This is a genomic window from Streptomyces sp. NPDC047049 (assembly GCF_040643995.1).
Lineage (GTDB): Bacteria > Actinomycetota > Actinomycetes > Streptomycetales > Streptomycetaceae > Streptomyces > Streptomyces mooreae.
The window spans coordinates 99,124-125,297 of the sequence record NZ_JBEYVM010000015.1 but is presented as its reverse complement, the minus strand read 5'-3'; the positions used below and the strand labels follow the sequence as shown (position 1 = coordinate 125,297).

At 71.1% G+C, this 26,174-nt stretch carries 21 protein-coding genes; 9 read left to right on the top strand and 12 right to left on the bottom strand.

Annotated elements, in window-relative coordinates:
* Positions 1-51: 51 nt before the first annotated feature.
* The 3 genes from ABZ851_RS27375 to ABZ851_RS27365 form a co-directional block, all read right to left on the bottom strand.
* Complete coding sequence (locus ABZ851_RS27375; RefSeq protein WP_361132684.1) at positions 52-885, bottom strand: enoyl-CoA hydratase/isomerase family protein; 834 nt, start codon at positions 883-885, stop codon at positions 52-54.
* Positions 882-1,364, bottom strand: coding sequence for an OB-fold domain-containing protein (locus tag ABZ851_RS27370; protein WP_361132807.1), 483 nt, complete (start codon positions 1,362-1,364; stop codon positions 882-884). Before ABZ851_RS27370 ends, ABZ851_RS27375 begins: the two co-directional genes overlap by 4 nt.
* Before the next feature lie 162 nt (positions 1,365-1,526).
* Positions 1,527-2,678 (bottom strand): lipid-transfer protein, encoded by a 1,152-nt coding sequence (locus ABZ851_RS27365; protein WP_361132681.1) that lies wholly within the window; start codon positions 2,676-2,678, stop codon positions 1,527-1,529.
* A gap of 105 nt (positions 2,679-2,783) precedes the next feature.
* On the opposite strand from ABZ851_RS27365, the gene ABZ851_RS27360 reads away from it, so the two are divergent.
* The gene (locus ABZ851_RS27360) at positions 2,784-4,511 is read left to right on the top strand and encodes a FadD3 family acyl-CoA ligase (RefSeq protein ID WP_361132678.1); all 1,728 of its coding nucleotides are present in this window, start codon (positions 2,784-2,786) and stop codon (positions 4,509-4,511) included.
* A 152-nt stretch (positions 4,512-4,663) separates the two neighbouring features.
* Here the strand turns inward: ABZ851_RS27360 and ABZ851_RS27355 are convergent, their stop codons facing one another.
* The 4 genes from ABZ851_RS27355 to ABZ851_RS27340 form a co-directional block, all read right to left on the bottom strand.
* A complete protein-coding gene (locus tag ABZ851_RS27355) occupies positions 4,664-5,251 on the bottom strand; it encodes a TIGR03086 family metal-binding protein (protein WP_361132675.1) in 588 nt (195 codons plus the stop codon).
* Positions 5,252-5,391: 140 nt separating this feature from the next.
* Complete coding sequence (locus ABZ851_RS27350; protein ID WP_361132672.1) at positions 5,392-6,960, bottom strand: AMP-binding protein; 1,569 nt, start codon at positions 6,958-6,960, stop codon at positions 5,392-5,394.
* A 676-nt stretch (positions 6,961-7,636) separates the two neighbouring features.
* A complete protein-coding gene (locus tag ABZ851_RS27345; protein WP_361132669.1) occupies positions 7,637-7,804 on the bottom strand; it encodes a hypothetical protein in 168 nt (55 codons plus the stop codon).
* Between the two features lie 212 nt (positions 7,805-8,016).
* A complete protein-coding gene (locus tag ABZ851_RS27340; protein WP_361132666.1) occupies positions 8,017-10,953 on the bottom strand; it encodes a BTAD domain-containing putative transcriptional regulator in 2,937 nt (978 codons plus the stop codon).
* Between the two features lie 256 nt (positions 10,954-11,209).
* Here ABZ851_RS27340 and ABZ851_RS27335 point away from each other — a divergent pair, with 256 nt between their 5' ends.
* On the top strand, positions 11,210-12,442 hold the full coding sequence (locus ABZ851_RS27335) for an amidohydrolase family protein (RefSeq protein ID WP_361132663.1): 1,233 nt from the start codon (positions 11,210-11,212) through the stop codon (positions 12,440-12,442).
* 102 nt (positions 12,443-12,544) lie between these two features.
* Here ABZ851_RS27335 and ABZ851_RS27330 read toward each other — a convergent pair whose 3' ends face one another.
* The 3 genes from ABZ851_RS27330 to ABZ851_RS27320 all read right to left on the bottom strand — a co-directional run bounded on the left by ABZ851_RS27330 (position 12,545) and on the right by ABZ851_RS27320 (position 14,446).
* Positions 12,545-13,087, bottom strand: a complete 543-nt coding sequence (locus ABZ851_RS27330; protein WP_361132660.1) for a peptidase inhibitor family I36 protein — start codon at positions 13,085-13,087, stop codon at positions 12,545-12,547.
* A 232-nt stretch (positions 13,088-13,319) separates the two neighbouring features.
* Positions 13,320-14,096 (bottom strand): hypothetical protein, encoded by a 777-nt coding sequence (locus ABZ851_RS27325; protein ID WP_361132657.1) that lies wholly within the window; start codon positions 14,094-14,096, stop codon positions 13,320-13,322.
* 197 nt (positions 14,097-14,293) lie between these two features.
* Entirely contained in the window at positions 14,294-14,446 is a 153-nt protein-coding gene (locus tag ABZ851_RS27320; RefSeq protein WP_361132654.1) for a hypothetical protein, read from the bottom strand.
* Between the two features lie 360 nt (positions 14,447-14,806).
* On the opposite strand from ABZ851_RS27320, the gene ABZ851_RS27315 reads away from it, so the two are divergent.
* The 5 genes from ABZ851_RS27315 (at position 14,807) to ABZ851_RS27295 (ending at position 21,533) form a co-directional block, all read left to right on the top strand.
* Positions 14,807-15,793, top strand: a complete 987-nt coding sequence (locus ABZ851_RS27315; protein ID WP_361132651.1) for a TIGR03619 family F420-dependent LLM class oxidoreductase — start codon at positions 14,807-14,809, stop codon at positions 15,791-15,793.
* Positions 15,794-16,006: 213 nt separating this feature from the next.
* Complete coding sequence (locus tag ABZ851_RS27310) at positions 16,007-16,792, top strand: glucose 1-dehydrogenase (protein WP_361132648.1); 786 nt, start codon at positions 16,007-16,009, stop codon at positions 16,790-16,792.
* A 119-nt stretch (positions 16,793-16,911) separates the two neighbouring features.
* Positions 16,912-18,036, top strand: a complete 1,125-nt coding sequence (locus tag ABZ851_RS27305) for an LLM class flavin-dependent oxidoreductase (RefSeq protein WP_129295828.1) — start codon at positions 16,912-16,914, stop codon at positions 18,034-18,036.
* A gap of 40 nt (positions 18,037-18,076) precedes the next feature.
* Positions 18,077-19,894, top strand: coding sequence for a D-aminoacylase (locus ABZ851_RS27300; RefSeq protein ID WP_361132644.1), 1,818 nt, complete (start codon positions 18,077-18,079; stop codon positions 19,892-19,894).
* 151 nt (positions 19,895-20,045) lie between these two features.
* A complete protein-coding gene (locus ABZ851_RS27295) occupies positions 20,046-21,533 on the top strand; it encodes an aldehyde dehydrogenase family protein (protein WP_361132641.1) in 1,488 nt (495 codons plus the stop codon).
* Between the two features lie 230 nt (positions 21,534-21,763).
* On the opposite strand, the gene ABZ851_RS27290 is transcribed toward ABZ851_RS27295, so the two are convergent.
* Positions 21,764-22,726: a zinc-binding dehydrogenase gene (locus ABZ851_RS27290; protein WP_361132638.1), complete on the bottom strand. Its 963-nt coding sequence runs from the start codon at positions 22,724-22,726 to the stop codon at positions 21,764-21,766.
* A gap of 94 nt (positions 22,727-22,820) precedes the next feature.
* Positions 22,821-24,386 (bottom strand): CehA/McbA family metallohydrolase, encoded by a 1,566-nt coding sequence (locus ABZ851_RS27285; RefSeq protein ID WP_361132635.1) that lies wholly within the window; start codon positions 24,384-24,386, stop codon positions 22,821-22,823.
* A 232-nt stretch (positions 24,387-24,618) separates the two neighbouring features.
* Here ABZ851_RS27285 and ABZ851_RS27280 point away from each other — a divergent pair, with 232 nt between their 5' ends.
* A complete protein-coding gene (locus tag ABZ851_RS27280; protein WP_361132632.1) occupies positions 24,619-25,443 on the top strand; it encodes a TIGR03619 family F420-dependent LLM class oxidoreductase in 825 nt (274 codons plus the stop codon).
* Between the two features lie 224 nt (positions 25,444-25,667).
* On the top strand, positions 25,668-26,066 hold the full coding sequence (locus ABZ851_RS27275; RefSeq protein WP_093638318.1) for a VOC family protein: 399 nt from the start codon (positions 25,668-25,670) through the stop codon (positions 26,064-26,066).
* Positions 26,067-26,174 lie beyond the last annotated feature (108 nt).

Below are 26,174 nucleotides of genomic sequence, written 5' to 3'. Positions count from 1 at the left end.
CCCTCCGCGCCCGCGAGAGAAGTACGTCTGGGAGACGTACGCCCGCAAGGGTCATCTGACCAGTGGCCCGCTGCCCTGGCTGCCGTCCTGCTCGCCGTCCTGGCCGCTGTCCCGCCCGCCCTTCCGGCCGCCGTGGCCAGGCCGGGCGGCGAACAGCCCGGCCTGGCGGTCCGCGGGCAGATTGCCCAGCGCGATCAGCTGGGGGGCGAGCGCCAGGGCCTGTGCCCTGGCCGCCTCCTTGGCCGCCCACAGGGCGCGTACGGTGCCCTGGACCGGCTCGGTCGGCCGGTCGGCGAGCACGGCCGCGCGACGCAGCGCCACCTCGGCCGCGGCGCCGGGCGCGGTCAGCTCGGAGACCAGCCCGATCTCGTACGCACGGGCCGCGCCCAGCCGCTCCGCGGTCCCCATCAGGGCCATCCGGGCGACTTCCCCCAGGGGCATCCGCTGCGCCATGAGGATGGACTCGTACGCGCTGACCATCCCGTAGGTGGTGTGCGGGTCGAAGAAGGTGGAGTTCTCGGAGGCGATGAGGAAATCGGCCTCGCCCAGGAGGTAGAAGGCGCCGCCGCAGGCCATTCCGTCGACGGCGGCGATGACCGGCTTCCACAGGTCGTTGGCCTTCGGGCCGATGTGGAGCAGCGGGTCGTCGATGGAGTAGGGCGAGGGCGGCTGGGGGCCGCCGGCGGCGGAGCGGTCGAGGCCGGTGGAGAACGCCCGGCCGCCGGCGCCGGTGACCACCGCGGCCCGTACGGTGTCGTCGAAGCGGAACGCCCGCCAGGTGGCGGCGAGTTCGGCGGCCGTGCCGAGGTCGATGGCGTTGTGCCGCTCGGGCCGGTCGAGGGTGACCAGCGCGACCCCGTCCTCGGTCCGGGTGCGGATCGTCATGGGCGCTCCAGGAGCCAGCGGGGTACGGTCACGCCTCCCGGCATGGCGTGGAAGGCGGCCTTCACCGGGGCGCCGATGCGCAGCCGCGCCGGGTCGACGGAGTTGAGGGGGGCGTCGGCGTCGGCGACGAGGTTGCCGACCAGGCGGATGTGCGGGGCGTCGGCCAGCTCCACGACGATCGCGTTGTAGCCCGGCAGGGCGGCGTACGCGGGCAGCAGCGGCGGATGCGGCAGCACATAGGACCAGATGCGGCCGCGGCCGCTCATCCGCTGCCAGTGCGCGGCGAACGACTGGCAGTGCGGACAGCAGGGCCGGGGCGGGAAGCGCAGTTCGTCGCAGCCGGAGCAGGCCTGGATGCGCAGTTCGCCCTTGGCGGCGTACTCCCAGAAGGGCGCGCCGTCGTCGTCTGCGACGGGAAGCAGCAGGCCGGCGGCGCTGTCGGGCCGATTGTCAGTGGCGGGTGTCACGATCGGGGACAGGGCGTCGCGAACGGACTCGGCGGACTCGGCGGACTCGGCCGTCGGGGCCGAGGGGGTCGACGGGGCCGACAGGGCAGAGGGGGCGGGCACAGTGGACTCGACGGACACAGCGGACTCGGCGGGCTCGGCGGACTCGACGGCGTCACGGGCGCTCATGGCGTATCAACTCCTCAGCAGCAGGGCCGAGGTGGGGACGCCCTCGCCCGCGGTGACCAGGCAGGTGGCGGCGCCGGGTACCTGCGCGGTGCTGGTGCCGCGCAGTTGCCTGACGCCTTCGGTGATGAGGTTGAAACCGTGGACGTACGCCTCGGAGAGGCCGCCGCCACCGGTGTTGAGGGGGAGCCGGCCGCCGATCTCCAGCGCGCCGCCCTCGGTGAAGGCCGCGCCCTCGCCGCGCCCGCAGAAGCCGTATCCCTCCAGGGAGAGGGGGATCAGGGGGGTGAAGGCGTCATAGATCTGTGCCACGTCGACGTCCTGCGGTCCGAGGTCGGCGCCCTTCCACAGCTGCCGGGCGGCGGTCCAGGCAGGGCCGGTGAGCGGGTCGTCGTTCCAGTAGTTGACCATGCCGTGGTGCTGGGCGGGCAGGCCCTGGGCTGCGGAGTGGACGTAGACGGGCCGCTGCCGGCAGTCGCGGGCCCGCTCGGCGGAGACCACGACACAGGCCAGTGCGCCGTCCGTCTCCAGGCAGTTGTCGAAGAGGCAGAGCGGCTCGCTGATCCAGCGGGCGGTCATATACATCTCGCGGGTCAGCGGGCGCTCGTACATCATCGCGGCCGGGTTCTGGTTGGCACGGTTGCGGCAGGCGAGCGCGACGTTGAAGAGGTGGTCGCGGGTGGCGCCGTATTCGTGCATGTAGCGGCGGGCCAGCATGCCGATCTCGTCGGCCGGGCGCAGCAGTCCGAAGGGCCGGGTCCACTGTCCCGGGGTGGGCAGCTGGACCTGGGTGTTCTTCCAGGGGCGCGGTCCCGAACCGCGCTTGCGGGACCGCCAGGCGATGCCGACGTTCGCCTGGCCGGTGGCGATGGCGGCGGCCAGATGGGCCACCGTCGCGCAGGAACCGCCGCCGCCGTAGCCGACCTTGGAGAAGTGGGTGACGTCCCCGGCGCCGATGGCCTTGGCTATCTCGACCTCGTCGGTCTCCTCCATGGTGTAGGAGGCGAAGGCGTCCACCTCCGAGGGGGCGATTCCGGCGTCGTCCAGCGCCGCGACGATCGCCCGGCAGGCCAAGGCCTTCTCGGAGGCACCGAGTCGTTTGGCGAACGGTGTCTGCCCGATGCCGGCTATCGCCGTAGCGTCCTTGAGGGTCGCCCCCATCGCCACCTCCACGGTCGGTCGTCAGTACTGACAGCGGAGGAGGCTACCGCTAATCTGACGGGCAGTCAGCTAGTGGCACAGGGCTCTTCGGCGGGAGGCGACGCGATGCGCGACGACCTGGAGGCGCGGGCGGATCTGGAGCCTCAGTGGGGCCTGGAGTCTCGGAGCGGCCTGGAGGCCCAGGAGGACCTGGAGACGCGGGCGGGTGCGGAGACGCGGGCGGATCTGGAGTACGGCACCATCCCCCGGCTGGTGCGGGCGGCCGCCCGGCGCTACGCCTCCCGGGAGGCCGTGGTCGAGGGCCGTACCCGGGTGTCGTACGCCGAACTCGGCGCGCGGGTGGAGGAGGCCGCGGCCGCCTGTATCGCCTCGGGGGTCGCGCCCGGCGACCGCGTCGCCGTATGGGCGCCCAACACCCTCGACTGGATCGTCTCCGCCCTCGGGGCCGTCACCGCCGGAGCCGTCCTCGTCCCCGTCAACACCCGCTTCAAGGGCACCGAGGCCGCCTACGTCCTGCGCCGCACCCGCGCCAAGCTCCTCTTCGTCACCGGCACCTTCCTCGGCACGTCCTACGTCGCCTCGCTCCGCCGCGCCGCCCAGGAAGGCCCCGGCCGCGGCCCGCTGCCCGGACTGCCGCGCCTGGAGAAGGTCGTGGTGCTCTCCGAGGATGCCCCCGCCGACTTCGCCACCTGGCCGGACTTCCTCGCCGGCGGCGCGGCGGTGTCCCCGGAAACGGTCCGTGGCCGGGCCGATGCGCTGCTCCCCGGCGCCCCCTCGGACATCGTCTTCACCTCCGGCACCACCGGACGCCCCAAGGGCGCGGTGATCACGCACGCCCAGACCCTGCGCGCCTACGCCGTGTGGTGCGAACTGGCCGGCCTCCGTGCGGGCGACCGCTATCTGATCGTCAACCCGTTCTTCCACACCTTCGGCTACAAGGCCGGGATCATCGCCTGTCTGCTGCGCGGCGCGACGATGGTGCCGCAGCCGGTCTTCGGCGTGGAGACCGCGCTCGCCAATATCGCCGCCGAGCGGATCTCCGTACTCCCCGGCCCGCCCACCCTCCACCAGCAGCTCCTCGACCACCCCGCCCGCGGCCTGCACGACCTCTCCGCGCTGCGCGTGGTGGTCACCGGCGCGGCCGTGGTCCCCCTGGAGCTGGTCGAGCGGCTGCGCAGCGAGCTGCAGGTCTCCACCGTCCTGACGGCGTACGGCCTGTCCGAGAGCTCCGGCGTCGTCACGATGTGCCGCCGCGGCGATCCGCCCGAGGTCATCGCCACGACCTCGGGCCGGGCCATACCCGGCACCGAGGTCCGGGTCGTCGACGCCGCGGGCGGCCCGCTGCCGCCCGGCGAACCCGGCGAGGTGCACGTCCGCGGCTACCACGTGATGTCCGGCTACTTCGAGGACCCGGCCGCCACGGCCCAGGTGATCACCCCCGACGGCTGGCTGCGCACCGGCGATGTGGGCGTCCTGGACGCGGCGGGCAACCTCCGGATCACCGACCGCATCAAGGACATGTTCATCGTCGGCGGCTTCAACGCCTATCCCGCCGAAATAGAGCAACTCCTCGGCCGCCACCCGGACATCGCCGAGGTCGCCGTCGTCGGCATACCCGACCCCCGCCTCGGCGAGGTCGGCAAGGCCTATGCGGTCCGCCGCGCCGGCTCCCTGCTCACCGCCGACGACCTGATCGCCTGGTCCCGCCGCGAGATGGCCAACTACAAGGTCCCGCGGGAGGTCGCCTTCGTCACCGCCCTCCCGCGCAACGCCAGCGGCAAGATCCTCAAGACCCTGCTGCAGAACGGAGCCCCGGGGCCGGCCCCGGCGTGATCCGATTGCGCTGCCGTTCGGGCTGCTTTACCGCCGAGGCTGCCGTACGACGCAGGCGACAGCACGGCCGTGGCTGCCGTCCACCGAGGTGGCCGCGGTACCGCCGATGCCGTCGGCTACGACCCCGGTTACGGCCCCGGTTACGGCCCCGGCTACGACCCCGGCGGCGCCCAGTCGGGCCGACGGCCGCTGAGCGCCACCGCCTGATCGAGGAGCGGTGCGCCCGCTGCCACCGCCACCGGTGGGCCGAACGGCCCGCGCTCCGGGCTCTCGGCAAACTGCGTGAGCAGCGCATACGAGACCCCGAGACTGGCGGTGTCGGGCGCGTACTCCTGGCCGGTGGCGCGCGCCAGGTCCCAGCCGTGCAGTACCAGCTCGTTGAGCGCGATCCGGCCCGCCATGGCCGCGGGAAGGGACACGCCGCCCGCCTGGGTCTCGCCCTCCCAGGCCTCCGGGGCGTGCCAGGCCTCCACCATGCCCTGCAGATTCCGGTCCAGCTCGGTGCGCCAGCCGGGCTCCACATCGGGCTCCGTCGCGCCGGGGCTGACGCTCGTCATCGGCCCGAGGTTCTTGCGCGCCGCCTCCTGGAACGCCGCGGCCAGGCCGACGAGGTGGCCCAGCAGATGGCGCACCGCGTACGCCTCGCAGGGGGTGGGGGCATCGAGCTGTTCATCGGCGGTCCGGGCCGCCAGCTGCGACACCAGCCGGGCCTGCGCCGCGAAGTCGATCGTCTCGGTCATCGTCCGGGTCCTTCCGTCCTGCCGGGGGCGTCCTGCCGGGGCCGGCCCCGGACGCGTACCGCGCACACCTCCGGCGCCACTCCCAGTGAAGACTCCACCGGCCCCCGGAACTCATCGCCACACCGCAGCGACGCCCCCGGCTACGTCGTATACCGCTCCCGCAGCGACGCCTTGAGCACCTTGTCCAGCGGCCCGCCGCGCGGCAGCTCACCGACGATCTCCAGCTGCTCCGGCAGCTTCTGCGTCATCAGCCCGGCCGCCCGCAGATGCGCGGTCAGCGCAGCCAGGCTCAGCGGCGGCGCGGCCGGATCGGCGGGCGTGACCACCGCGCACACCCGCTCGCCGCGCTCCCGGTCCGGCAGCCCGATCACCGCGGCGTCCGCCACCGCCGGATGGGTGCGCACCAGCTCCTCGATCTCCTGCGCGGAGATGTTCTCGCCCTTGCGGATGATGATGTCCTTCAGCCGCCCGGTCAGCACCAGATGCCCGTCAGGACGCAGATACCCCAGGTCACCGGTGCGGAAGGAGCCATCGGGGGCAAACGCCGCGGCGGTCAGCGCCGGGTCCGTGTACCGCTGGAAGAGCATCGCCCCCTTGAGTGTCACCTCACCGGATTCCCCGGTTGCGGCCTCGCTCCCGTCCGGCAGGACGATCCGGACCTGTGCCCCGACCACCGGCTTGCCCACGGTCCGCGACAGCTGCTCATCGCTGTCGTACGGCGTGCCCATCGTGATCATCGGACACTCGGTCATGCCGTACCCGTGCACGATCGCGCAGTCCAGCTCCCGCCCGGCGGCCGCATACAGCTCCGGGGGCATCGGGGCCCCGCCGCCGGACAGCAGCCGCAGCGAGGGAATCAACCGCCCGGCTTGCGGCTGCCGCTGCCGATAGCGCCGCGACTCATCGAGAAACGCCTGGTAGAAGGCGGTGCTGCCGCCGGCCATCGTCACCCCGTGACGCCGGTAGACGGCGGCCGCGCGGCCCGGCTCGAAGCTCTCCAGAATGACCGCGGGAAACCCGCTGACCAGCATGGCGATGACATAGTCCGGGCCGGCGATATGCGCGTAGGGAAAGGCGATCGAGCCGATGTCGTCCGCGGACATCCCGAGCGCGGTGGCCAGTCCGATGCCACCGGCGAGGAGAGTGGCGTCGGTGTGCTCGACGCCCTTGGGCGACGAGGTGGTGCCTGAGGTGTAGTAGACCCAGCTCGCCCGGCCGGGGCCATCGCCTTGCCCCTCGCCCGCTCCGGCAGGGGCGCCCCATGCCTCCGGATCCCCTTGCGGCAACCCGCCCGCCACCGAGACCACCCGCACCCCGTCCCCGGCGAGCTTCCGCACCATCGCGGTGTGGTCGAACCCCCGCCACACGCCCGGTACGAGCACGAACTCCGCCGCCGACTCCGCCAGGATGAAACCGACCTCGCGCTCCCGGTGCAGCGGGATGACCGGCGTTTGTACGGCCCCGAGCCGAGCCAGCGCCAGCGAGGCGACCACCGTCTCGATCCGCGTCGGCAACTGCCAGACCACCCGCGTCCCGGCCCCGATCCCCAGTTCCCGGAACCCGGTCGCCACCCGCAGCGCCTCGTCGCGCACCCCGTCGAAGGTGACGCTCCGCCCGTCCCCGTCGAAGAACATCGGCGCCCCGCGCGAGACCCGCGCCCGGTACTCGACCAGCTCCCAGAGCGTGTGGATACGGGCGAGTTCGAACACGGCGCGCCTCCTGGCTGTGAGCAGGGCGGAACGTGGCCGGGCCCGGCGGGATCACCGGGGGCGGATGGCGCGACTGTAGCAGCGAACTGACGAAGCGTCAGGAGTCGTGCGGGGAGGGAAGTGCTGTGTATGTACGGGAATCCCTCGCGCGACAAGGGCGCGCCCGTGAAGTCAGGCCGGGCACCGGCGGAGATGCGTCGGCAGCGGAGCCTCTGTGGTGCTCCGCTGCCGAGTTGCCCCGATCAGGGACGGTGACGGTCCTTGGCGTCAACCGAACCGACGATCGGGACGTGGTGGTCCAGAGTGGTGTTGTGGGCGACGGGGTGGTGGGAATCGGCCACCGCTGGTGTGGCGGTGGCCATGCCGGCGGTTATTGCAGCCGCAATGGCGCCAAGGGCAAGGGCTTTCTTTGCGTGGGTCATGAGTGCCGCGTGAGTCATTCCGGTTCCTTTGTGGAGGAGGAGATGATGGTTGACAGAATTGCCTACGGAGCGAAGTTAGCGACTGCACAGGGGCGTCAAGAGTGCGTATTTGATCGAGTGACCGAAAAGCGCTGCAGGACGGCTGAATGGCGAAATTGCTGCGGACATGCCGCAAGGGCCGGTTCCGATGGCTCCCCTCCTGCCATCAGAACCGGCCCCTGAGATCCCCCGTTGACTCCGGCCGAACTCGGCTATTACCTCGGCTCGATGATGGGCGTGTGGTTGTCCGAGGGCAGCAAGTCCCCGGGCTTCCTGGCGACCTTCTTCTTGGCCAGCCCAGGAGTGGCTACCGGCGTGTGGTTGTCCAGGGGCTTGATGACGTCACGTTCGTTCGGCTCTGGAGCCTGGTTCTCGGTGGTCACGCTGATCAACTCCTGTGTATGGGCGCTTTGTGGTCCCCCCGGCCGGCAACTCCCCCGTGGGCTGCCGGACGGGCGAACCTGGGCCGAACACCTTACGGTGGGGCCGCGTCACCGAGCCGCTTGCCCCCCGAGGCGGCGGTTCGATGAGTAAGAGACTGGCGTGCCGCGATGAACGATCGATAAACGTCTCTGATAACGCCTCTGACCAGGTGCTATGCGATAGTGGCCAGGCTGATGAGGGCCTGTACCTCAGAGGTGTCCGGCGCGCCCAGTCGTTCGTAGATGGAGAGCGCGTCCTGCCAGCAGGCGCGTGCCCGCCCCGTGTGCCCCAGTTCGTTGAGCGTACGGCCCAACAGCGTAAGGACGTTCGCCCGCCACCACTCCCCGCCCACGCCGCGCAGCGCGGTAAGGGCCTGCTCGGCACTGGTGGCCGCCTGGGTGGGACGGTGGTCGGCGAGGTAGATCTCCGCCAGCCTGAAGTGTGTCATGGCCGCCCAGAACCGCTGCCTGCTGTCCTGGAATATGGCCAGGGCCTGGGTGAGCTGGTCGGTTGCCTCCTCCAGCCGGCTGGCGTGGGTGTACGCAAGCCCCAGCGCGTACATGCCATTTGCCAGCCGTCGCTGCGCGCCGAGCTGGCGGTAGATCGCAATGCCTTCCTGAGCAAGCCGGATCGCGCTGTCCATGCGTCCCGTGTTCAGGTGGACACGGGAGAGATTGCACAGGGCGCTCGCTTCGGACTGCTTGTTGCTGTCGTCGCGGAAAGCGGAGAGTGCCTGCGTGAGATAGGCCTCGGCGTCACCGTAACGCTGCTGGGTGGTGGCGATGATCCCGCGGTCGTTCGGTGCGTAGGACGAGGAGAAGGGGTCCTCGGCGGCCAGCCCGAGGAGCATCGCCGACTTGGCGTGTTCCTCGGCCTCGTCGAGACGGCCGGCCAGGGTGTGGACGTTGGTGAGAGCGGTGTGGATACGCGCCTCGGCGTGCTGGTCCTGGGACTCCCGGGCGGAGGCGAGCAGGGCGGCGTTGGCCTGCTCGTACTGCAGCGCGTCGGCGCCGGACTCGGCCAGGTCGCGGGTCAGCAGCAGGAGATCCACCGCGCGCCGCAGGGACCCGGCGTCCTTCGACTGCTGGGCGCACGCAAGGATGCCGCCCGCTTCACTGAACAGCCAGCTCAGCGCCGTCGCACGGTCGGTGAAGGCAAGTCCGGGGTGACGCGTGGGCTCCATGTGGTCGACCAACCGGTCCCCGGGCCGCTCCAGGGCGTACATCCGGGCGGCGGTGGCCAGGTAGAAGTCCAGCAGCCGCGACAGGGCCGCCGCCCGTTCGGTGGGCGGGTGTTCGTCACGCTCCGCGCAGGCACGCGCGTACAGCCGGACCAGATCGTGGAAGCGGTAGCGGCCGGGGGCGGCGGACTCCAGCAGGCTGGCGTCGACGAGGGATTCGACCTGGTCCTCCGCGGACTCGATGTCGAGGTCGAGGAGGGCTGCCGCCGCGGCGAGCGAGATGTCCGGTCCGTCGGCAAGGCCCAGCAACCGGAAAGCGCGCGCCTGATGGGGCTCCAGCTGGCCGTAGCCCAGTTCGAAGGTGGCCTTGACGGCGAGGTCGCCCGCGCGCAGCTCGTCCAGCCTGCGACGTTCGTCCGCGAGCTTGCTGGCCAGGGTGGATACCGTCCACGTACGGCGCGAGGCCAGCCGGGAGGCAGCGATACGGATGGCCAGCGGGAGGAAGCCGCAGGCGCCGACGACGGCCATGGCGGCCTGCCGCTCCGAGGTGACGCGCTCGACGCCGACGATGCGGGTGAAGAGGGTCAGAGCCTCCTCGGGGCTCATCACATCCAGGTCGATCAGATGGGCACCGGCCAGGTCGATCATGCGGGCGCGGCCGGTGATCAGCGCCGCACAGCCCTCCGCCCCGGGCAGCAAGGGTCTGACCTGCGCCGCGTCCCGCGCGTTGTCCAGCAGAGCCAGTACCCGCCGGCCGGCCAGGGTGGACCGGTAGAGCGCGGACCGCTCCTCCAGACCGTCGGGGATGGCGGAATCGGGAGTGCCCAGGGCACGCAGGAAGGCCCCGAGCACCGCTTCGGGCTCGGACGGAGTGTGACCGGCGCCCTGGAGGTCGACATAGAGCTGCCCGTCGGGGAAGTGTTCGCGGGCGGCATGCGCCACATGCACGGCGAGGGTCGTCTTCCCGACGCCGCCGATGCCGGTGAGCGCGGAGACGGCCATGACGCTGCCCTCGGCGGTCGCCAGCTGCTGGCTGAGTTCGGTGACGAAGGCGTCGCGTCCGGTGAAGTCGGCGACCGTTGCGGGGAGTTGCTGTGGGCGTACCGCCACCTGATCGGGGGCGTCCGGACCGTCGACGACGACCGCCGGGGCGTCCAGATCCGTGTCGGCCTGCAGAATGCGCTGCTGGAGGTCGGAGAGGGAGGCGCAGGGGTCGACGCCCAGTTCGTCGGCGAGCAGCCGGCGGGTGTCCGCGTACACCGCGAGCGCTTCGGCCTGCCGCCCGCTGCGGTACAGCGCCAGCATGAGCAGTTCGCGAAGCCGCTCGCGCAGTGGGTGGGCGGCGGTGAGCGCGGTCAGGTCGGACACCACATCGGCGTGGCAGCCGGCCTCCAGAACGAGTTCGAGACGGGTCTCCGTGAGGGAGAGCCGCCACTCCTCGAGCCGGGTGCGCTGGGTTTCCGCGTACGGACCGGCCAGCCCGGCCAGTGGTTCGCCGTCCCACAGGGCCAGGGCCTCGTCGAGGAGTTCCCGGGCGCGGACGCGGTCACCGGACGCCTTGGCCTTCTCCGCCTCGGCGGCGTACTGCTCGGCGTGGTCGTGGTCGAGGTCCAGCGGGCGGCCGTCCACCGGACGGATGGCGTAGCCGCCGGACTCGCTGACCAGGGCGTCGGCGTCTGCGCCCAGCGCTTTGCGGAGCCGGGAGGCGTAGGTGCGCAGCGCCGCGAGCGCGGCATGCGGTGGCTCGTCGCCCCACAGCGCGTCGACGAGTTCGGGCGCGGTGGCGGTACGTCCGCCGCGCAGCAGTAGTGCGGCGAGCAGTGCACGCTGCTGCGGGGAGCCCGCCGCCAGCGGCGTTGTGCCACGCCAGGCCCGTACCGGACCGAGCACGGAGAAGCGGAGCCGCTCCCGCCCCGGACCGTCGTCCATGGTGTCCCCCCTGCCGTATGCCGTCTGTTCGCGCTGTGCGCACTACCTCGCTGTGCGCAACGGTCAGTCTGCCTTGTCGCGCCCGCTTACGTCAGTAGGGGTCCGGACCGTGCACAAAGCCTCCTCGGCCGATCGGTGCCGGGGCGGGATGGCACAGGGTGGGGGCGCGGAGGCGAAACTTTCGTGCGCCCCTCTTGCGGATCCGTGCACGGCGGCATTACTGACGGATCGTCAGATCGGCGCTACCGTATCCGCCATGGAGACCTTCCCCAAGATCATTTCGGTGGATGACCACACGGTGGAGCCCCCGCACGTCTGGCGGGACCGGCTTCCGTCGAAGTACCACGACATCGGCCCGCGCATCGTCCGGGCGCCCGTGAAGGAGATGACCTTCGTGGGCGGCAAGTTCGCCCCGACGATGGGCGCCGCGGGGGACGACGGCCCGATAGCCGATTGGTGGGTCTACGAAGACCTGCGCCGGCCGCTGACCCGTCTCGACACCGCCGTCGGCTACTCCCGCGACGACATCAAGCTCGAAGGCATCACCTACGAACAGATGCGTCCGGGCTCGTTCAGCGTGCCCGAACGGCTGGCCGACATGGACGTCAACCACGTCCAGTCCGCGCTCTGCTTCCCGACCTTCCCCCGCTTCTGCGGTCAGACCTTCACCGAGGCCGAGGACCGCGAACTGGGGCTGCTGGGCGTGCGTGCGTACAACGACTGGATGGTGGAGGAGTGGTGCGGCCCGCAGGCGCAGGGGCGGCTGATCCCGCTGACCCTCATCCCCCTGTGGGACGCGGAGCTGGCCGCCGCGGAGGTGCGGCGCAACGCGGCCCGTGGGGTGCGGGCGGTCTGCTTCAGTGAGATCCCGCCCCATCTGGGGCTGCCCAGCATCCACACCGACTACTGGGACCCCTTCCTGCGCGCCTGCGACGAGACCGGCACGGTCGTCGCGATGCACATCGGCTCCTCGTCGAAGATGCCCTCGACCTCGGCCGACGCCCCGCCCGCCGTCGGCTCCACGATCACCTTCGCCAACTGCTGCTTCTCGATGGTGGACTGGCTGATGAGCGGCAAATTCGACCGCTTCCCGAACCTGAAGGTCATGTACGCCGAGGGCCAGATCGGCTGGATTCCGTACATCCTCGAACGCGCGGACGTGGTCTGGGAGGAGAACCGCGGCTGGGGCGGCGTCGCCGACAAGGTCTTCCGCCCGCCGTCCGAGCTCTTCGCCGAGCACGTCTACGGCTGCTTCTTCGACGACGCCTTCGGCCTGCGGAACCTGGACGCGGTCGGCGTCGGCAACGTCCTCTACGAGACGGACTACCCGCACTCCGACTCGACCTGGCCGAAGTCGAAGGAGGTCGGCGAATCGCAGATGGGACACCTCGCGCCGGACGTCGTGGAACAGATCGTTCGGGGGAACGCGATTTCGCTGCTGGGGTTGACGGGGGAGGGGCTGTGGGGGCCGTCGGCGGGGGGAGCCTGAGGCGGGGGCGTGGGCCGGCGGGGCGCAGAACACCGAACGGGCGGCGGCATCCTCGATGCCACCGCCCGACAGCCGGTCAGCCGCAGGCGGCCGGCGGCACGGTCACAGGAACTTTCCGGAGCCGGCCTTGCCGTGCAGGAGGCCCGGGAGGGCCCTCGCGTCGTTGGGGGAGAACCAGGCGCGCAGGCCGCGGTAGTTGGCCTTCTCGAACACGCCGTAGGTCCTGTTCTGGTCTCCGTTCAGGACGTAGCGCACATGGTCCTTGAGGGGCTTTCCGACGCCGGGGCCCACCCCTTCGAACTTCACCTTGGAGAAGTCCTTGGCCACGGCGGCATTGCCCTTGCGAACCCAGTTGGCGCCCGGACCCTTGGAGTTGTAGAAGAGGCAGAGGTGGTCGGCATAGCATGTGTCGCCGCCGGCGGCGCGCAACTTGCCCGGGGCGATGAGGGTCACACCGTTCTTGATCACGGTGTACGGGGCGGTCGTTCCGGTCTTCTCCGCCTGGGCGCTTTCCGGCCTGTCGGCCTTCGGCGTCATGCCGCTGTCGGCGGCGAGAACCTGTCCGGTCGAGCCGGCCAGCAGAAGGCCGGTCAGCAGGGCCCCCGTGGCGCCCCGGTGGTAGGTACGGGACTTGTCGTTCTTCATGGGCGGTTCTGGTCCCCCTGGTTCGGCGTCATCGGGGACTTCGGACGCGGCGCACCCTCGGTGTCGGGTACGCCGGCAGATGGAAGCCCCCGTGGTCGTATGACCGCTTCCTTGTGCAGCCTAGGGCACATCGATCGTTACGAACAAGTGTTCGGGCGGGAAGGGTGGGCCCGCTGCTGTGGACGTCAACTCTCCTCAGCAGGAGGCGATTTGGGCCGTGCGCGCCTTCGTGTCAGGGCGAGTCGGTACGACCGCTGTGGGTTCTCAGTACCTCGCGCGTGTTTGCCGTGTGAGTGCGGAACTGCTCGCGGATCTGTGCCCACTTCTGCCGGTCACCGGATATCGCCTTTTCCTGGTAACGCACTTCGAGCGCGTACCAGGTCTTGACGACTCCGGAGTCGTTCAGGCACTGCGCGTCGGCGACCGCCAGAGCGATTTCCTTGCTGCCGGGTGCGGGGCGAGGGCGGATATCGGGGCTGTTCAGGCTGTCCCCGGCGGAGAAGATGTCCGCGGGGAAGGAGTGACCCCGGGCTTTCATACACGCTGACCAGCGCTTTTCCGCCTGCCTCACCAAGGCGGCCTTCCTGGTCGTCTCCCAGGATTGCATCTCCATGGTGTTGGCGGCGGAGAGCGCGTGGGCGTAGGTCGCGGGGGTGACATCCGGACGCCCGTCGAGACGCCGGAGCGCTTCACTGGCGCAACCACCGTGCGGAATGGCCTTCCCTCGGTACGTCGCGACTGAGCCGGTGAGTACCCGTGTTTCTGCTTCGTTCGGCGGGTTCGAGTCGGGCGGCTGCTTGTCGCTGCCGGGCATCCAGTAGCCGTACCGCTGGGCCATGGCCACGTTGGGCTCGCCGTACCGCCGCTCCAACAGGGTCCTGGGGCCGGCGAAGGGCGTCTGTTCCTGGCTGTACGTCATCCCGAACCGCTTCAGGCACGCGCGGATGAGGACATCCCGGGCCTGGCCTTCCTCGTGGATCTGCCACGGCGAGGGCATGTAGTCCTCCACGGGCAGACGGCGGCCTCTGAGGGCAGGGGCGGGCGGTGGCGCCGAGGATGCCGCAGACCACTTGCCGCCGGCCGTGCTGCCGGCGCCCTCCGTGCTGCCGGAGGTCTCTGTGCTGTCGGAGCAGGCGGTCATCAGGGGGAGGCAGAACGTGAGGGCCGTGACGGCGAATCCGAGGCCGCGGCGCAGGGAAGGGCGAGTCACAGGCACCTTCCTGAGCCCGTCTTGCCGTGGATGTCGCCGGGAATGCTGACGGCGGCGAGGAGCTGCCCGGTCGAACCGGCCGGCGGAAGGCCGGTCAGCGGGGTCCCCGTGATGCCCCGGCGGTAGGTGCGGGGCTTGTGGTTCTTCATGGGCTGTTCCGGTCCCCCTGGTTCGGCGTCATCGGGGACTCCGAACGCGGCGCACCCCTGGTATCGGGTACGCCGACTGCTGGAAGCCCCCGTGGTCGTATGACCGCTTCCCCGGGAAGCCTAGGTACATTGATCGTTCCGCAACACCCATTTGGCGTCATTGCACGTCATCTGCGTCGCGGTGCGGTGGATGAACTGCGGCTCATGCGATCGCCGCAGCGAGGCAGCGGTTGAGCCTGGACGTCCGTGTTGTGCCGGGGCGCTGTAGCGGCGGGGTCACGCCGCTCTGCCCCTGCCCTTGTCTGATCCCGTCCCAGGCACGACGATGTCCCGCGCAAGCTACATGACGACCCGTCAGGTATGGCTGGAGGGCTTGTGGTGGACGGTGTGTGTGGTGGGGTGTGGCGGCCGGAGGCGGGGCGGCTGGTGTACGGCATGCAGTTGCCGGTGCAGTCGCAGAGCACTCTTTTCGCGGAGAGCTGGGAGGCCGCGGCGGGGCCGGCCGAGCTGGTCGCGATCGCGCGGGCCGCCGACCGGTACGGGTTCGCGTATGTCGCCTGCTGTGAGCACCTGGCGATCCCGCGGCGGCTGGCCGAGGCGATGAGCACCGTCTGGTACGACCCGGTCGCCACGCTCGCGCATCTGGCCGCCGTCACCGAGCGGGTGCGGCTGCTCAGTCATGTGGCGGTGGCCGGGCTGAAGCATCCGCTGGTCACGGCCAAGCAGTACGCGACGCTCGACCGGCTCTCCGGTGGGCGGCTGATTCTCGGGGTGGGGGCCGGGCACGTGGCGGAGGAGTTCGATGTGCTCGGAGTGGACTTCGAGCGGCGCGGTGCGGTGCTCGACGAGACGATGGACGCGCTGAAGGTGGCGCTGGGGCCGGAGGAGTTCCCCGAGTTTGCGGGGGAGCGGTTCGCGTTCGAGGGGCTGGGGCAGGCACCGCGGCCCGTGCAGACGCCCCGGCCGCCGCTGTGGGTGGGCGGATCGTCGCCCGCCGCCGTACGCCGGGCCGCGGTGCGCGGCGACGGCTGGTTGCCGCAAGGTGACCGGCGGGCCGAGCTGCCCGGGCAGATCGGGAAGCTGCGGAGGCTGCGGACGGCGGCGGGTGTCGATACGCCGGCCGTGATCGGCGCCATCGCCGAGCCGCTGTACGTCGGCGAGCCGGGGTGGGAGGTCGGCCGGCGGACCCTGTCCGGGGCGCCGGAGCGGATCGCACAGTCGCTGCGGGAGTACCGGGCGATGGGAGTGGATCAGATCCAGGTGCGGTTCCGCAGCCGGGGATGTGACGAACTGAGGGATCAGATGGCGGCGTTCGGGACGGATGTGGCGCCGTTGCTGAACGGCTGAATGGCTGACCGGCTGAATGGCTGACCGGCTGAACGTCAACCGTTCAGCAATGGTCGCTCGCCGCTCGCCGCTCAGCGTTCACCACTTACCCCTCACCACTCACCACTCACCGTTCACTACTCATTACCCACCACTCACCGCTGTCCGCTCACGGCCGACGGGCCGGAACCGGCGGCGGCGTACTCACCAGCTCACCAGCAGAGGAGTGCAGGCATGGGCAAGCTCGACGGGCGGGTTGTCATCGTGACGGGTGCGGCGCGCGGGCAGGGGGAGCAGGAGGCGCGGCTGTTCGCCGCGGAGGGCGCGAAGGTGGTGCTCGGGGATGTGCTCGACGCGCAGGGTAAGGCGCTCGCCGAGGAACTGGGGGAGGACCGGGCCCGTTTCGTCCACCTGGATGTGACGCAGGAGGCGGACTGGCAGGCCGCGGCGGTCGCCGCCAAGGAGGACTTCGGGAAGATCGACGGGCTGGTCAACAACGCGGGGATTCTTCGGTTCAACGAGCTGGTGTCGACGCCGCTGGAGGAGTTCCAGCAGGTGGTGCAGGTCAACCAGGTCGGCTGCTTTCTCGGGATCCGTACGGTGGCGCCCGAGATCGAGGCGGCGGGCGGCGGGACGATCGTCAATACGGCCTCGTACACGGCCCTGACGGGGATGGCCTTCGTCGGCGCGTATGCCGCCACCAAACATGCGGTCCTCGGGCTCACCCGGGTCGCCGCGGTGGAGCTGGCGGGCAGGAAGATCCGGGTCAATGCGGTGTGCCCGGGGGCCGTGGACACCCCGATGACCAACCCCGCGGCGCTGGATCCGGGCGCGGATCCGGCCGAGTCGAGGCGGGCCGTGGACGAGCTCTACCGGAAGCTGGTGCCGCTGGGCCGGATCGGCCGGCCGGAGGAGGTCGCCAAGCTGGCGCTCTTCCTGTCGTGCGAGGACTCGTCGTACATCACGGGGCAGCCGTTCGTCGTGGACGGGGGCTGGCTGGCGGGGGTCAGCCTCATCTGACTGGCCGTCAGGTGGTGGGGTGGCGGCTCTTGACGGCCTCCGTGCGCGGTGGAACAGTCGGCACATCTGATCTGACGGTACGTCAGAAACTGCGAATGGCTCAGGGACGGTGAACCTCCTTGGAATTCGGGCTCTTTGTACAGGGATACGTGGGCAAGCGGGCCGAGACCGACCCGCTCGCGGAGCACAAGGCGCTGATGGAGGAGACCGAGTACGTCATCCAGGCGGACAAGTCCGGCTTCAAGTACGCCTGGGCCTCCGAGCACCACTTCCTGGAGGAGTACTCGCACCTCTCCGCCAATGACGTCTTCCTCGGCTACCTGGCCCATGCGACCGAGCGGATCCATCTGGGGTCCGGGATCTTCAACCCCCTCGCCCAGGTCAACCACCCGGTGAAGGTCGCCGAGAAGGTCGCCATGCTCGACCACCTCAGCGAGGGCCGCTTCGAGTTCGGCAGCGGGCGGGGCGCCGGCAGCCACGAGATCCTGGGCTTCCTCCCGGGCATCACCGATATGAACCACACCAAGGAGATCTGGGAAGAGACCATCGCCGAGTTCCCGAAGATGTGGCTCCAGGAGGAGTACGCCGGGTTCCAGGGCAAACACTGGCAGCTGCCGCCGCGGAAGATCTTCCCCAAGCCGTACGGGGCCGCGCACCCGGCGATGTGGTACGCGGCGGGCTCCCCGTCCTCGTACGCCATGGCGGCGAAGAAGGGGCTGGGCGTCCTCGGCTTCAGCGTGCAGAAGGTCTCCGATATGGAGTGGGTGCTGGAGCAGTACAAGACCGCGATCCGGGAGGCCGAGCCGGTCGGCGGCTTCGTCAACGACAACGTGATGGTGACCTCGACCGCGATCTGTGCCGAGACGCACGACAAGGCGGTGGAGATCGCGGTGGGCGGAGGGCTCAACTACCTCCAGTCGCTGGTCTTCCGCTACCACGACACCTTCCCGCGGCCCGACGGCATCCCCGAGTGGCCCGAGCTGCTGCCCGACTACACCACGGAGGTCATCGAGCTGCTGATCGCCGAGGAGCTGATGATCTGCGGCGACCCGGACGAGGTGCTGGGGCAGTGCAAGCGCTGGGAGCAGGCCGGGGCCGACCAGCTGAGCTTCGGGCTGCCGATCGGGATCTCGTACGAGGACACGATGAACACCGTCAAGCTCATCGGCGAGCACGTGATCCCGAAGATCGACACGGATCCGGTGCACCGGACGACCCGGTTCCGTCAGGCCGCGGGCAGCTGAACCCGCGGAATTCCGCCCAGGGGAAGGGGACGCACCGCCCATGCTCGACCACCTGATCAAGGGCGCGACCGTTGTGGACGGCACGGGGACGCCCTCGTACACCGCCGATGTCGGCATCCGTGACGGCCGTATCGCCGTCATCACCCCGTCCGGGACGGGGGCCGGAAGCGGCTCCGGCACGGGCACGGGCACCCGGACGGGCAGCGGCTCCGGCGTGGGTACCGGCTCCGGCACCGCCACCGAGGAGGCGAGGACGAGCGAAGACGCGACCGGCCTCGTCCTCACCCCCGGCTTCGTCGATCCGCACACCCACTACGACGCGCAGCTGTTCTGGGACCCGTACGCCACCCCCTCGCTCAACCACGGGGTGACGACCGTGGCGGGCGGCAACTGCGGTTTCACCCTGGCGCCGCTGCACCCCGGGCGGCCCGACGACGCCGACTACACCCGCCGGATGATGTCCAAGGTCGAGGGCATGTCCCTGGTGGCGCTCGAAGAGGGCGCCCCCTGGACGTGGAGTTCGTTCGGCGACTACCTGGACGCGCTGGAGGGGCGGATCGCCGTCAACGCGGGCTTCATGGTGGGCCACTGCGCGCTGCGGCGGTACGTCATGGGCGCGGACGCCATCGGCGGCCGGCCAGGCCCCGGGCAGCTGGACGAGATGCTGGCGCTCTTCCACGAGGCGATGGAGGCCGGGGCCTGGGGCTTCTCCACCACGCAGTCCTCCACCCACTCCGACGGCGACGGACAGCCGGTCGCCTCCCGGCACGCCGCACCCGAGGAACTGCTCGCGCTCTCGCGGGCCGTCGCCGCGCACGAGGGCACCCAGATCGAGGCGATCGTGGCGGGGTGCCTCGACCAGTTCGGCGACGACGAGATCGAGCTGCTGGTCGCGATGAGCGCGGCGGCCGGACGGCCGCTGAACTGGAACGTGCTGACGATCGACGCGGCGGTGCCCGCACGGGTGCCGCGCCAGCTGCTCGCGAGCCAGCGGGCCCGGGAGGCCGGCGGCCGGATCGTGGCCCTGACGATGCCGATCCTCACCCCCATGAACATGTCCCTGGGCACCTTCTGCGCCCTGAACCTCATCCCCGGCTGGGGCGAGATCCTGGGCCTGCCCGTACCCGAACGCCTCGCCAAGCTCCGCGACCCCGGCGTCCGGGACGGGATGCTGCGGCGCGCGGAGAGCAAGGAGGCGGGCGTCTTCCGGCGGCTCACCGACTTCGGCCGGTATGTCATCGGTGACACCTACTCCCCGGAGAACGAGGGCCTGACCGGGCGCGTGGTGCGCGACATCGCGGCCGAACGCGGCCTGGAGCCCTTCGCCTGCATGGTCGAGATCTGCGCCAACGACCGCCTGCGGACGGTCCTGTGGCCGATGCCCACCGACAACGACCCGGCTTCCTGGGCGCTGCGCGCCGAGACCTGGCGGCACGAGGACGTGCTGCTGGGCGGTTCGGACGCGGGCGCCCACCTGGACCGGATGTGCGGTGCGCCGTACACGACGCGCTTCCTCGGCGACTGCCTGCGCGGCAGGAGACTGGTGGGCCTGGAGCAGGCGGTGAAGATGCTCACCGACGACCCCGCACAACTCTTCGGCCTGCGGGAACGCGGACGCATCGAGGAGGGCTGGCACGCCGACCTCGTGCTCTTCGACCCGGCACGGATCGACGCGGGCAAGGCCACGCTCGTCCACGACCTGCCCGGCGACAGCCCGCGGCTGGACTCCCGGGCGGTCGGCATCAACGCGGTGTGGGTCAACGGCGTCGAGACGATCCGCGACGACGTGGTGACCGGCGCGGTGCCGGGGACCGTACTGCGGTCGGGCCGGGACACGAGAACGGTGAGTACCACGTGACGGGGGTGGTGGGCCCGGCGCATGGGGTTGGTGTGCGTCATGTGACGGGGCCGGGTCCAGGTCAGGGGCGCGGTCGGCGCCAAGTGGCCGTGGCGGAAGGGCACAGAGGGGATCGAGGAGACAGAGGGGATATGGGCGCGGTGAGTGCCACATGACGGCCTCGGAACGGCTGTTCATCGGCGGTGAATGGGTCGAGCCCGACGGTGGTCACTACAAGGTGATCGATCCGGCGACGGAGGCGGTCGTCGGGCTCGCCCCCGAGGCGAGCCGGGCGCAGGTGCACCAGGCGGCGGCCGCGGCGCGCGAGGCCTTCGGGCCCTGGTCGCGCACTGCGCCGCGGGAGCGTGCCGCGCTCCTCGACCGGGCCGCCGAGGTCATGCAGCGCGACTTCGCGGCGCATGCCGAACTGGCGCAGGCGGAGAGCGGGGCCACGACCCGGACCGCGCGCGGGATGCAGGTCGCGGTGGGGGTGGCGCGCTTCCGACGCTATGCGAAGGGGGCGCTGGAGCCGGTCGAGCAGGGGCTGCCTCCGCAGATCAACGAGGCGGGGCAGGGGGGCATCTCCCCTGCCGCCAGGAGAGAGGGGCGAGGGGCCGTGCTGGGCGCTCTCGCCGTACGCCGGCCCGTCGGCGTCGTCACCTGCATCACCTCGTACAACAACCCGTGGGCGAACCCGGCGGGCAAGATCGCCCCGGCGCTGGCGATGGGCAACACCGTGGTCGTGAAGCCCGCCCCGCAGGACCCGCTGTCGGTGTACCGGATGGCGGCGGCGCTGGCGGAGGCGGGGGTGCCGCCGGGAGTGGTGAACGTGGTGAGCGGCGCTTGTGCGGAGGTGGGCGAGGCGGCCGTGGACTCGCCGGACGTGGACATGGTGAGCTTCACGGGCTCGACGGCGGTCGGGCAGCGCATCGCCGAGGTGTGCGGACGAGGGATGAAACGCCAGCTCATGGAGCTGGGCGGCAAGGGCGCCGCGGTGGTCTTCGACGACGCGGACCTGGACTCGGCGGTGGCCGGTATCGGCACCACCTACTCGTTCTACAGCGGACAGATCTGTACGGCGCCGACGCGGGTGATCGTGCAGCGAGGGGTGTACGAGGCGCTGGTCGAGCGGCTGACCCGCTACATCGGGCATCTCCGGGTCGGCGATCCCCGAGACCAGGGGACGGTGGTCGGGCCGGTGATCTCGGCCGCGCACCGTGACCGGGTCGAGTCGTATGTGGAGCTGGGCAGGAAGGAAGGCGCACGGGTCGTGGCGGGCGGCGCCCGGCCGTCCGCCCCGGACCGCGGTTTCTACGTCGCGCCGGCGCTGCTGACCGACTGCACCCCCGGCATGCGGGTCGTGCGGGAGGAGATCTTCGGCCCGGTCGTCGTGGTGCTGCCCTTCGACGAGGAGGACGAGGGGGTGGCCCTCGCCAACGACAGTGACTACGGGCTCATCGACTACGTGTGGTCCGGCGATACCGCCCGCGCCTTCCGGGTGGCCGGGCAGCTACGGGCGGGCGGGGTCGGCGTGAACACGGTCGGCCGCAACATGGAAGCGCCCTTCGGCGGCTTCAAGCGGAGCGGAGTCGGTCGGGACGTGGGCTCGTACGCGCTGCATGCGTACAGCGAGTGGCAGGCGATCGTCTGGGCGGGGTGAGGGCCGGGGGGAGAGTGGGGTGAGGGCGGGGGGAAGAAGTGGGTTGAGGGCCGGGGCTGTTGGCCCGCCTGATGGCACAGCCGCCCGGCGGCGTCAGGCCGTCGGCGGGTGGGAACCGGCCCGCCGCAGGTTCGGGCAGGCCAGACCGGGGCTGTCGCGGGCGTGGTGGGGTGCCGGTTCCATTCGGCGTCGGTGCACGGTGGCTGGAGGAGGGGACGGAGGGGCGGTTATCAAGGGTGGAGGACCAATTTGCCCTTGGTGCGGCGGCCGAGCAGATCTTCGTGCGCGTCGCGGGCGCGCGCGAGGTCGTACTCCGCGCCGACCAGCGGGCGCAAACGTCGTCGTGCGGTGAGGTCGAGCAGTTCCCCGAGTGCCGGGCCACCGAGGCCGTTTCGGGCGAGGAGCGGGATGAGCCAGAAGCCGGCGACGCCGATGTTCTCCACCGCGAGGCGGCTCGGTGCGATGGCCGAGGCTGCCTGTCGGGAGGAGGCACCGTAGGTGACCAGTCGGCCGAGGTGCCCGAGTGCGTCCAGTGCGGCGTCCAGGACCGGGCCGCCGATGGCGTCCAGGATGATGTCGACCGGGCGTCCCCGGTTGGCGTCGAGGACCCGTTCCTCGTAGCCGTCAGCGTCGCCGTCGATCGCCGCGTCCGCGCCGAGTTCGAGGGCAAAGGCACGCTTCTCCTCGGAGGACGCCGTGGCGATGACGCGTCCCGCCCCGAACTCCCGGGCCAGCTGGACGGCGAGACTGCCGGTCCCGCCCGCGGCGGCATGGACCACCACGCTCTCGCCGGGCCGCATGCGGGCGGCCGACCGCAGCACATGCCACGCCGTCAGCCCCTGTATGAGCAGGGCCAGGGCTTCGCCCGCGCTCACCCCCTCCGGTAAGGCGACGAGGTCGCGGTCGGGGACGACCGTCTTCGCCGCATAGCCGCCCTGCGGGACGTATCCGAGGACCCGCCGGCCGTCCGCGGTGCGGCCGACGACCTCCATGCCGGGGATGCGCGGCAGCGGTCCCGTCGGCGCGTTCGGGCCTTCGGTGTGCTCGCCCGCGATGTGCTTGATGTCGCCGAAGTTGACGCCCGCGGCCTCCACTTCGACCAGAGTCTCGCCCGGCTCCGCCACCGGGTCCGGCACCTCGGCCTCGGCCAGGACTTCCGGGTCTCCGAATCGCTCGAACTGCATGGCACGCATGGACGCCCCCTAAGGCTGGTCGAAAAAACCGTGACCGATCATGATTCCTCGTCCACGGCTGCGCATGTTTCCTTGCCGTATCAGCCCCGGTGGCTCAGCCCCTGTGGCTCAGCCCCGGCGGGCCCAGGAAGACCGGGTTGGTCATGGCCGCCATGGGCCCCGGCAGGCCCGCTGTCGTCGGCGGATGGCGGACTTCCGCGCGTATGTAGGCGGCGTGGTCGGGGGTGGTCTGCCAGCTGACGGTGCCGCTGCCCGAGGCGGGCAGGGGGGTGGAGTACAGCAGCCCCTGGTCGGTGAGGAAGGAGACCGTGCAGCCCGGGGCGCCGGAGACCTTCAGCTGAGCTGTGACCTTCGCCGTACGGGGGATGTCCAAGCGCTCGGCGATCCCGGCGTGTTCACCGCGCTCACCGGTGACGGCGAAGGCCAGATCGACCTTCGACGACTCGGCGATCCAGACCCGGCCCGCCCGGATGCCGTCCAGCAGCGCACGGCGCGAGAGATCGTCGGCGAGCACCACGGTCTGCGGCAGGCCCACCACATCCGGGTCGCGGTGGGCGTCGCTGTGGCCGACGGCAGGCAGCCAGTCCGCGCGGCCCCGGGTGTGTGCGACGAGGGTGTTGTCCCATTCGGCGAGGGTGATCTCGTCATCGGGGGTGTACGGGCCGTTCCAGACCTCCACCGCATCGGCTTCGTCCAGCCCGAACTTCCAGTGGCAGCCGATGCAGGTGGCGTGCGGATGCGCCGGGACGACCAGGCCGCCGGCCCGTCGGACGGCGCACGCGTACTTCCCGAAGGCGTTGTCGCGGGCCCGGTAGCGCCAGTCGATGAAGACCTCGGGGTCGGTGCCCATCGCGACCACGTGCCCATTGCGGGTGGTGACCTCCTCGCCGGTCAGGATCAGCAGGTCATCGCCCCACAGGCCGTCCCAGGAGCGGTGCGCGGAGGTGGTGTTGTGCTCGGAGGTGTTGATGAAGTCCAGCCCGGCGGCGCGGGCCAGCGCGGCGATCTCGGCGGGAGTGCGTTTGCCGTCGGAGTGCACGGAGTGCAGATGGCCGTCGCCGCGGTACCAGGCACGGCCCCGGCCCCGGGCACGTTCGGGCGGGTGGACGGGCGCCGGGGTGTGCCCCGCGGGTCCGTACCGCAAGGTGACCGTGACGTCGTAGGACAGCCCTTGCGGCGCGATCGTGTACGGCCCGAGGGCGATATGCCAGGTGCCTGCGTTGACGGGGCCCGGCAGATACCCGGGGGTGGCCTCGTCGGCGCGCAGGAAGAACTCCGTACGCGCCCCGCCCGACCAGCCGCGGAATCCGGCGCCCCCGAGGTCCGTGCCCCGCTCGTCGAAGATGCCGATGTCGCAGGCGTTGCCGGGGGTGCCCTCGGGGACGGCGGGCTTGTCGTAGCGGTAGGCAACGGCGATCTCCCGGACGCCGCGCGGCACCTCGACCGGCAGATACACGAAGTCCGGCGCGCCGGTGGGCAGATGGCCGGTCACCCGCCGGGTCTGCTCGCCCGGCCCGCCTCCGCGCTGCCCACCCTCAGGCTGCCCGCCTCCGGGCTGCCCGGCAGCGGGTGCGGCGTCGGCGAAGCTCACACGTCCGAGCGTAAGCGCGCCCGTCGCGCCCGCAACCGCCGAAAGCCTCAGAACGTCGCGTCGTTCCATCTCATCCCCCCGTCCATCTCCGCCTCCCCGTGCCGCCTCAGGCCCGTCTCCGGCGCCTGCCGTGCCCGTACGTTCCGCCCGCTGTCGTCTCGTTCCGCTGCGCGGCCGGTTCGTTGCACCGCGTGAAAACTGTTGTACGCGCGTGTGACGGTGAGCGAAAGGCCTGTGGATAACCGTCGGACGGTGAGGCACCATGCGGTCACTCACCCGCCTGACACGGAGGTGTTCCCGCATGCGGATCGCGACCACGATCTTCCTGACCGACGAGACGATCCGGCCGGACCGGCTGGGCCGCGAGCTGGAGCAGCGCGGTTTCGCCGGCCTCTATCTCCCCGAGCACACCCACATCCCCGCCAGCCGGGACACCCCCGCCCCGATGGGCGAGCCGCTGCCCCGCGAATACGGCCGCACCCTCGACCCGTTCATCGCGCTCGGCCAGGTCGCCGCGGTCACCGAACGGCTCGCCCTCGGCACCGGCATCACCCTCGTCGCCCAGCACGACCCGGTCGACCTCGCCAAGCAGATCGCGACCCTCGACTTCCTCTCCGGCGGCCGTTTCACCCTCGGCATCGGCTACGGCTGGAACGTCGAGGAGGCCGCCGACCACGGCGTCGAGTGGTCGACCCGGCGGGAGCTGACCCGCGACCGGGTCGCCTTGATGCGCGCCCTGTGGGCCGAGGAACCGACCGCGTACCAGGGCGCATTCGGGTCCGTACGCGCCTCCCTCGCCCACCCCAAGCCGCGGCACGGCGCACCGCGCACCCTCCTCGGCGGCGCGGCCGGCCCCAAGCTCTTCGGGCAGATCGCCGAGTACGCCGACGGGTGGCTGCCGATCGGCGGCCGCGGGCTGACGGAGACCGTTCCGGTGCTGCGGCAGGCATGGTCGGACGCCGGGCGTACGGGGGAGCCGGTGGTGGTGCCCTACGCGGTCCAGCCCTCGGCCGGGAAGCTGGCGCGCTTCCGCGAGCTGGGCGTGCAGGAGGTGGTGCTGCAGCTGCCGCCGGCCGGGGAGGCCGAGGTACTGCGGACACTGGACGACTTCGCGCAGTACCTGTGACGGGTGACGCAGGGGAGCGCTGCGTGCGGGACGGGTGACCTGTAAGGGGTGAGGGGGACGGGCCCTAGGACCAGCGGTGTACCGCTTCCTGCCCGTCCCGGTACCGGAGAACGATCCGCGGCGGCCTCCGCAGTCGTAGCGTCGAAGGTGAAGGGCCGCGGATCGCTGCGCGGACCGGCGGCCCGGGGAGAACGGTGAACGGCCAGAGAGATCAAGGAGATCCCATGCCTCGCCTCGACCACACCATCGTGCACAGCAAGGACCGTTTCGCCTCCGCCCGGTTCCTGGCCGGCCTGCTCGGCGCGCCCGAACCCAAGGCCTTCGGCCCCTTCGCGGCCCTCAAGCTCGACAACGGAGTGACCCTCGACTACGCCGAGCACGTCGCGGGCGGCGAGTTCGTCCCCACGCACTACGCGTTCCTGGTGTCCGAGGGCGAGTTCGACGCGATCTTCGACCGCATACAGGAGCGGGAGCTTTCCTACTGGGCCGACCCCATGCACACCAGGCCGCAGGAGATCAACACGCTGGACGGCGGCCGCGGTCTCTACCTCAACGACCCCGACGGCCACAACATGGAGTTCCTGACCCGGACGTACTCCGACGAGCTGCTGGCCAGTATGTAGGCGTGCCGGGAGCCGCCGCCGGGAAGTGCCCTGACGAGCCCGGACGGAACCCCGGCCGTAGTGATCAGTGGCACATCGGCCACCCGATCTCCGGCGGCGGCGCTGTCG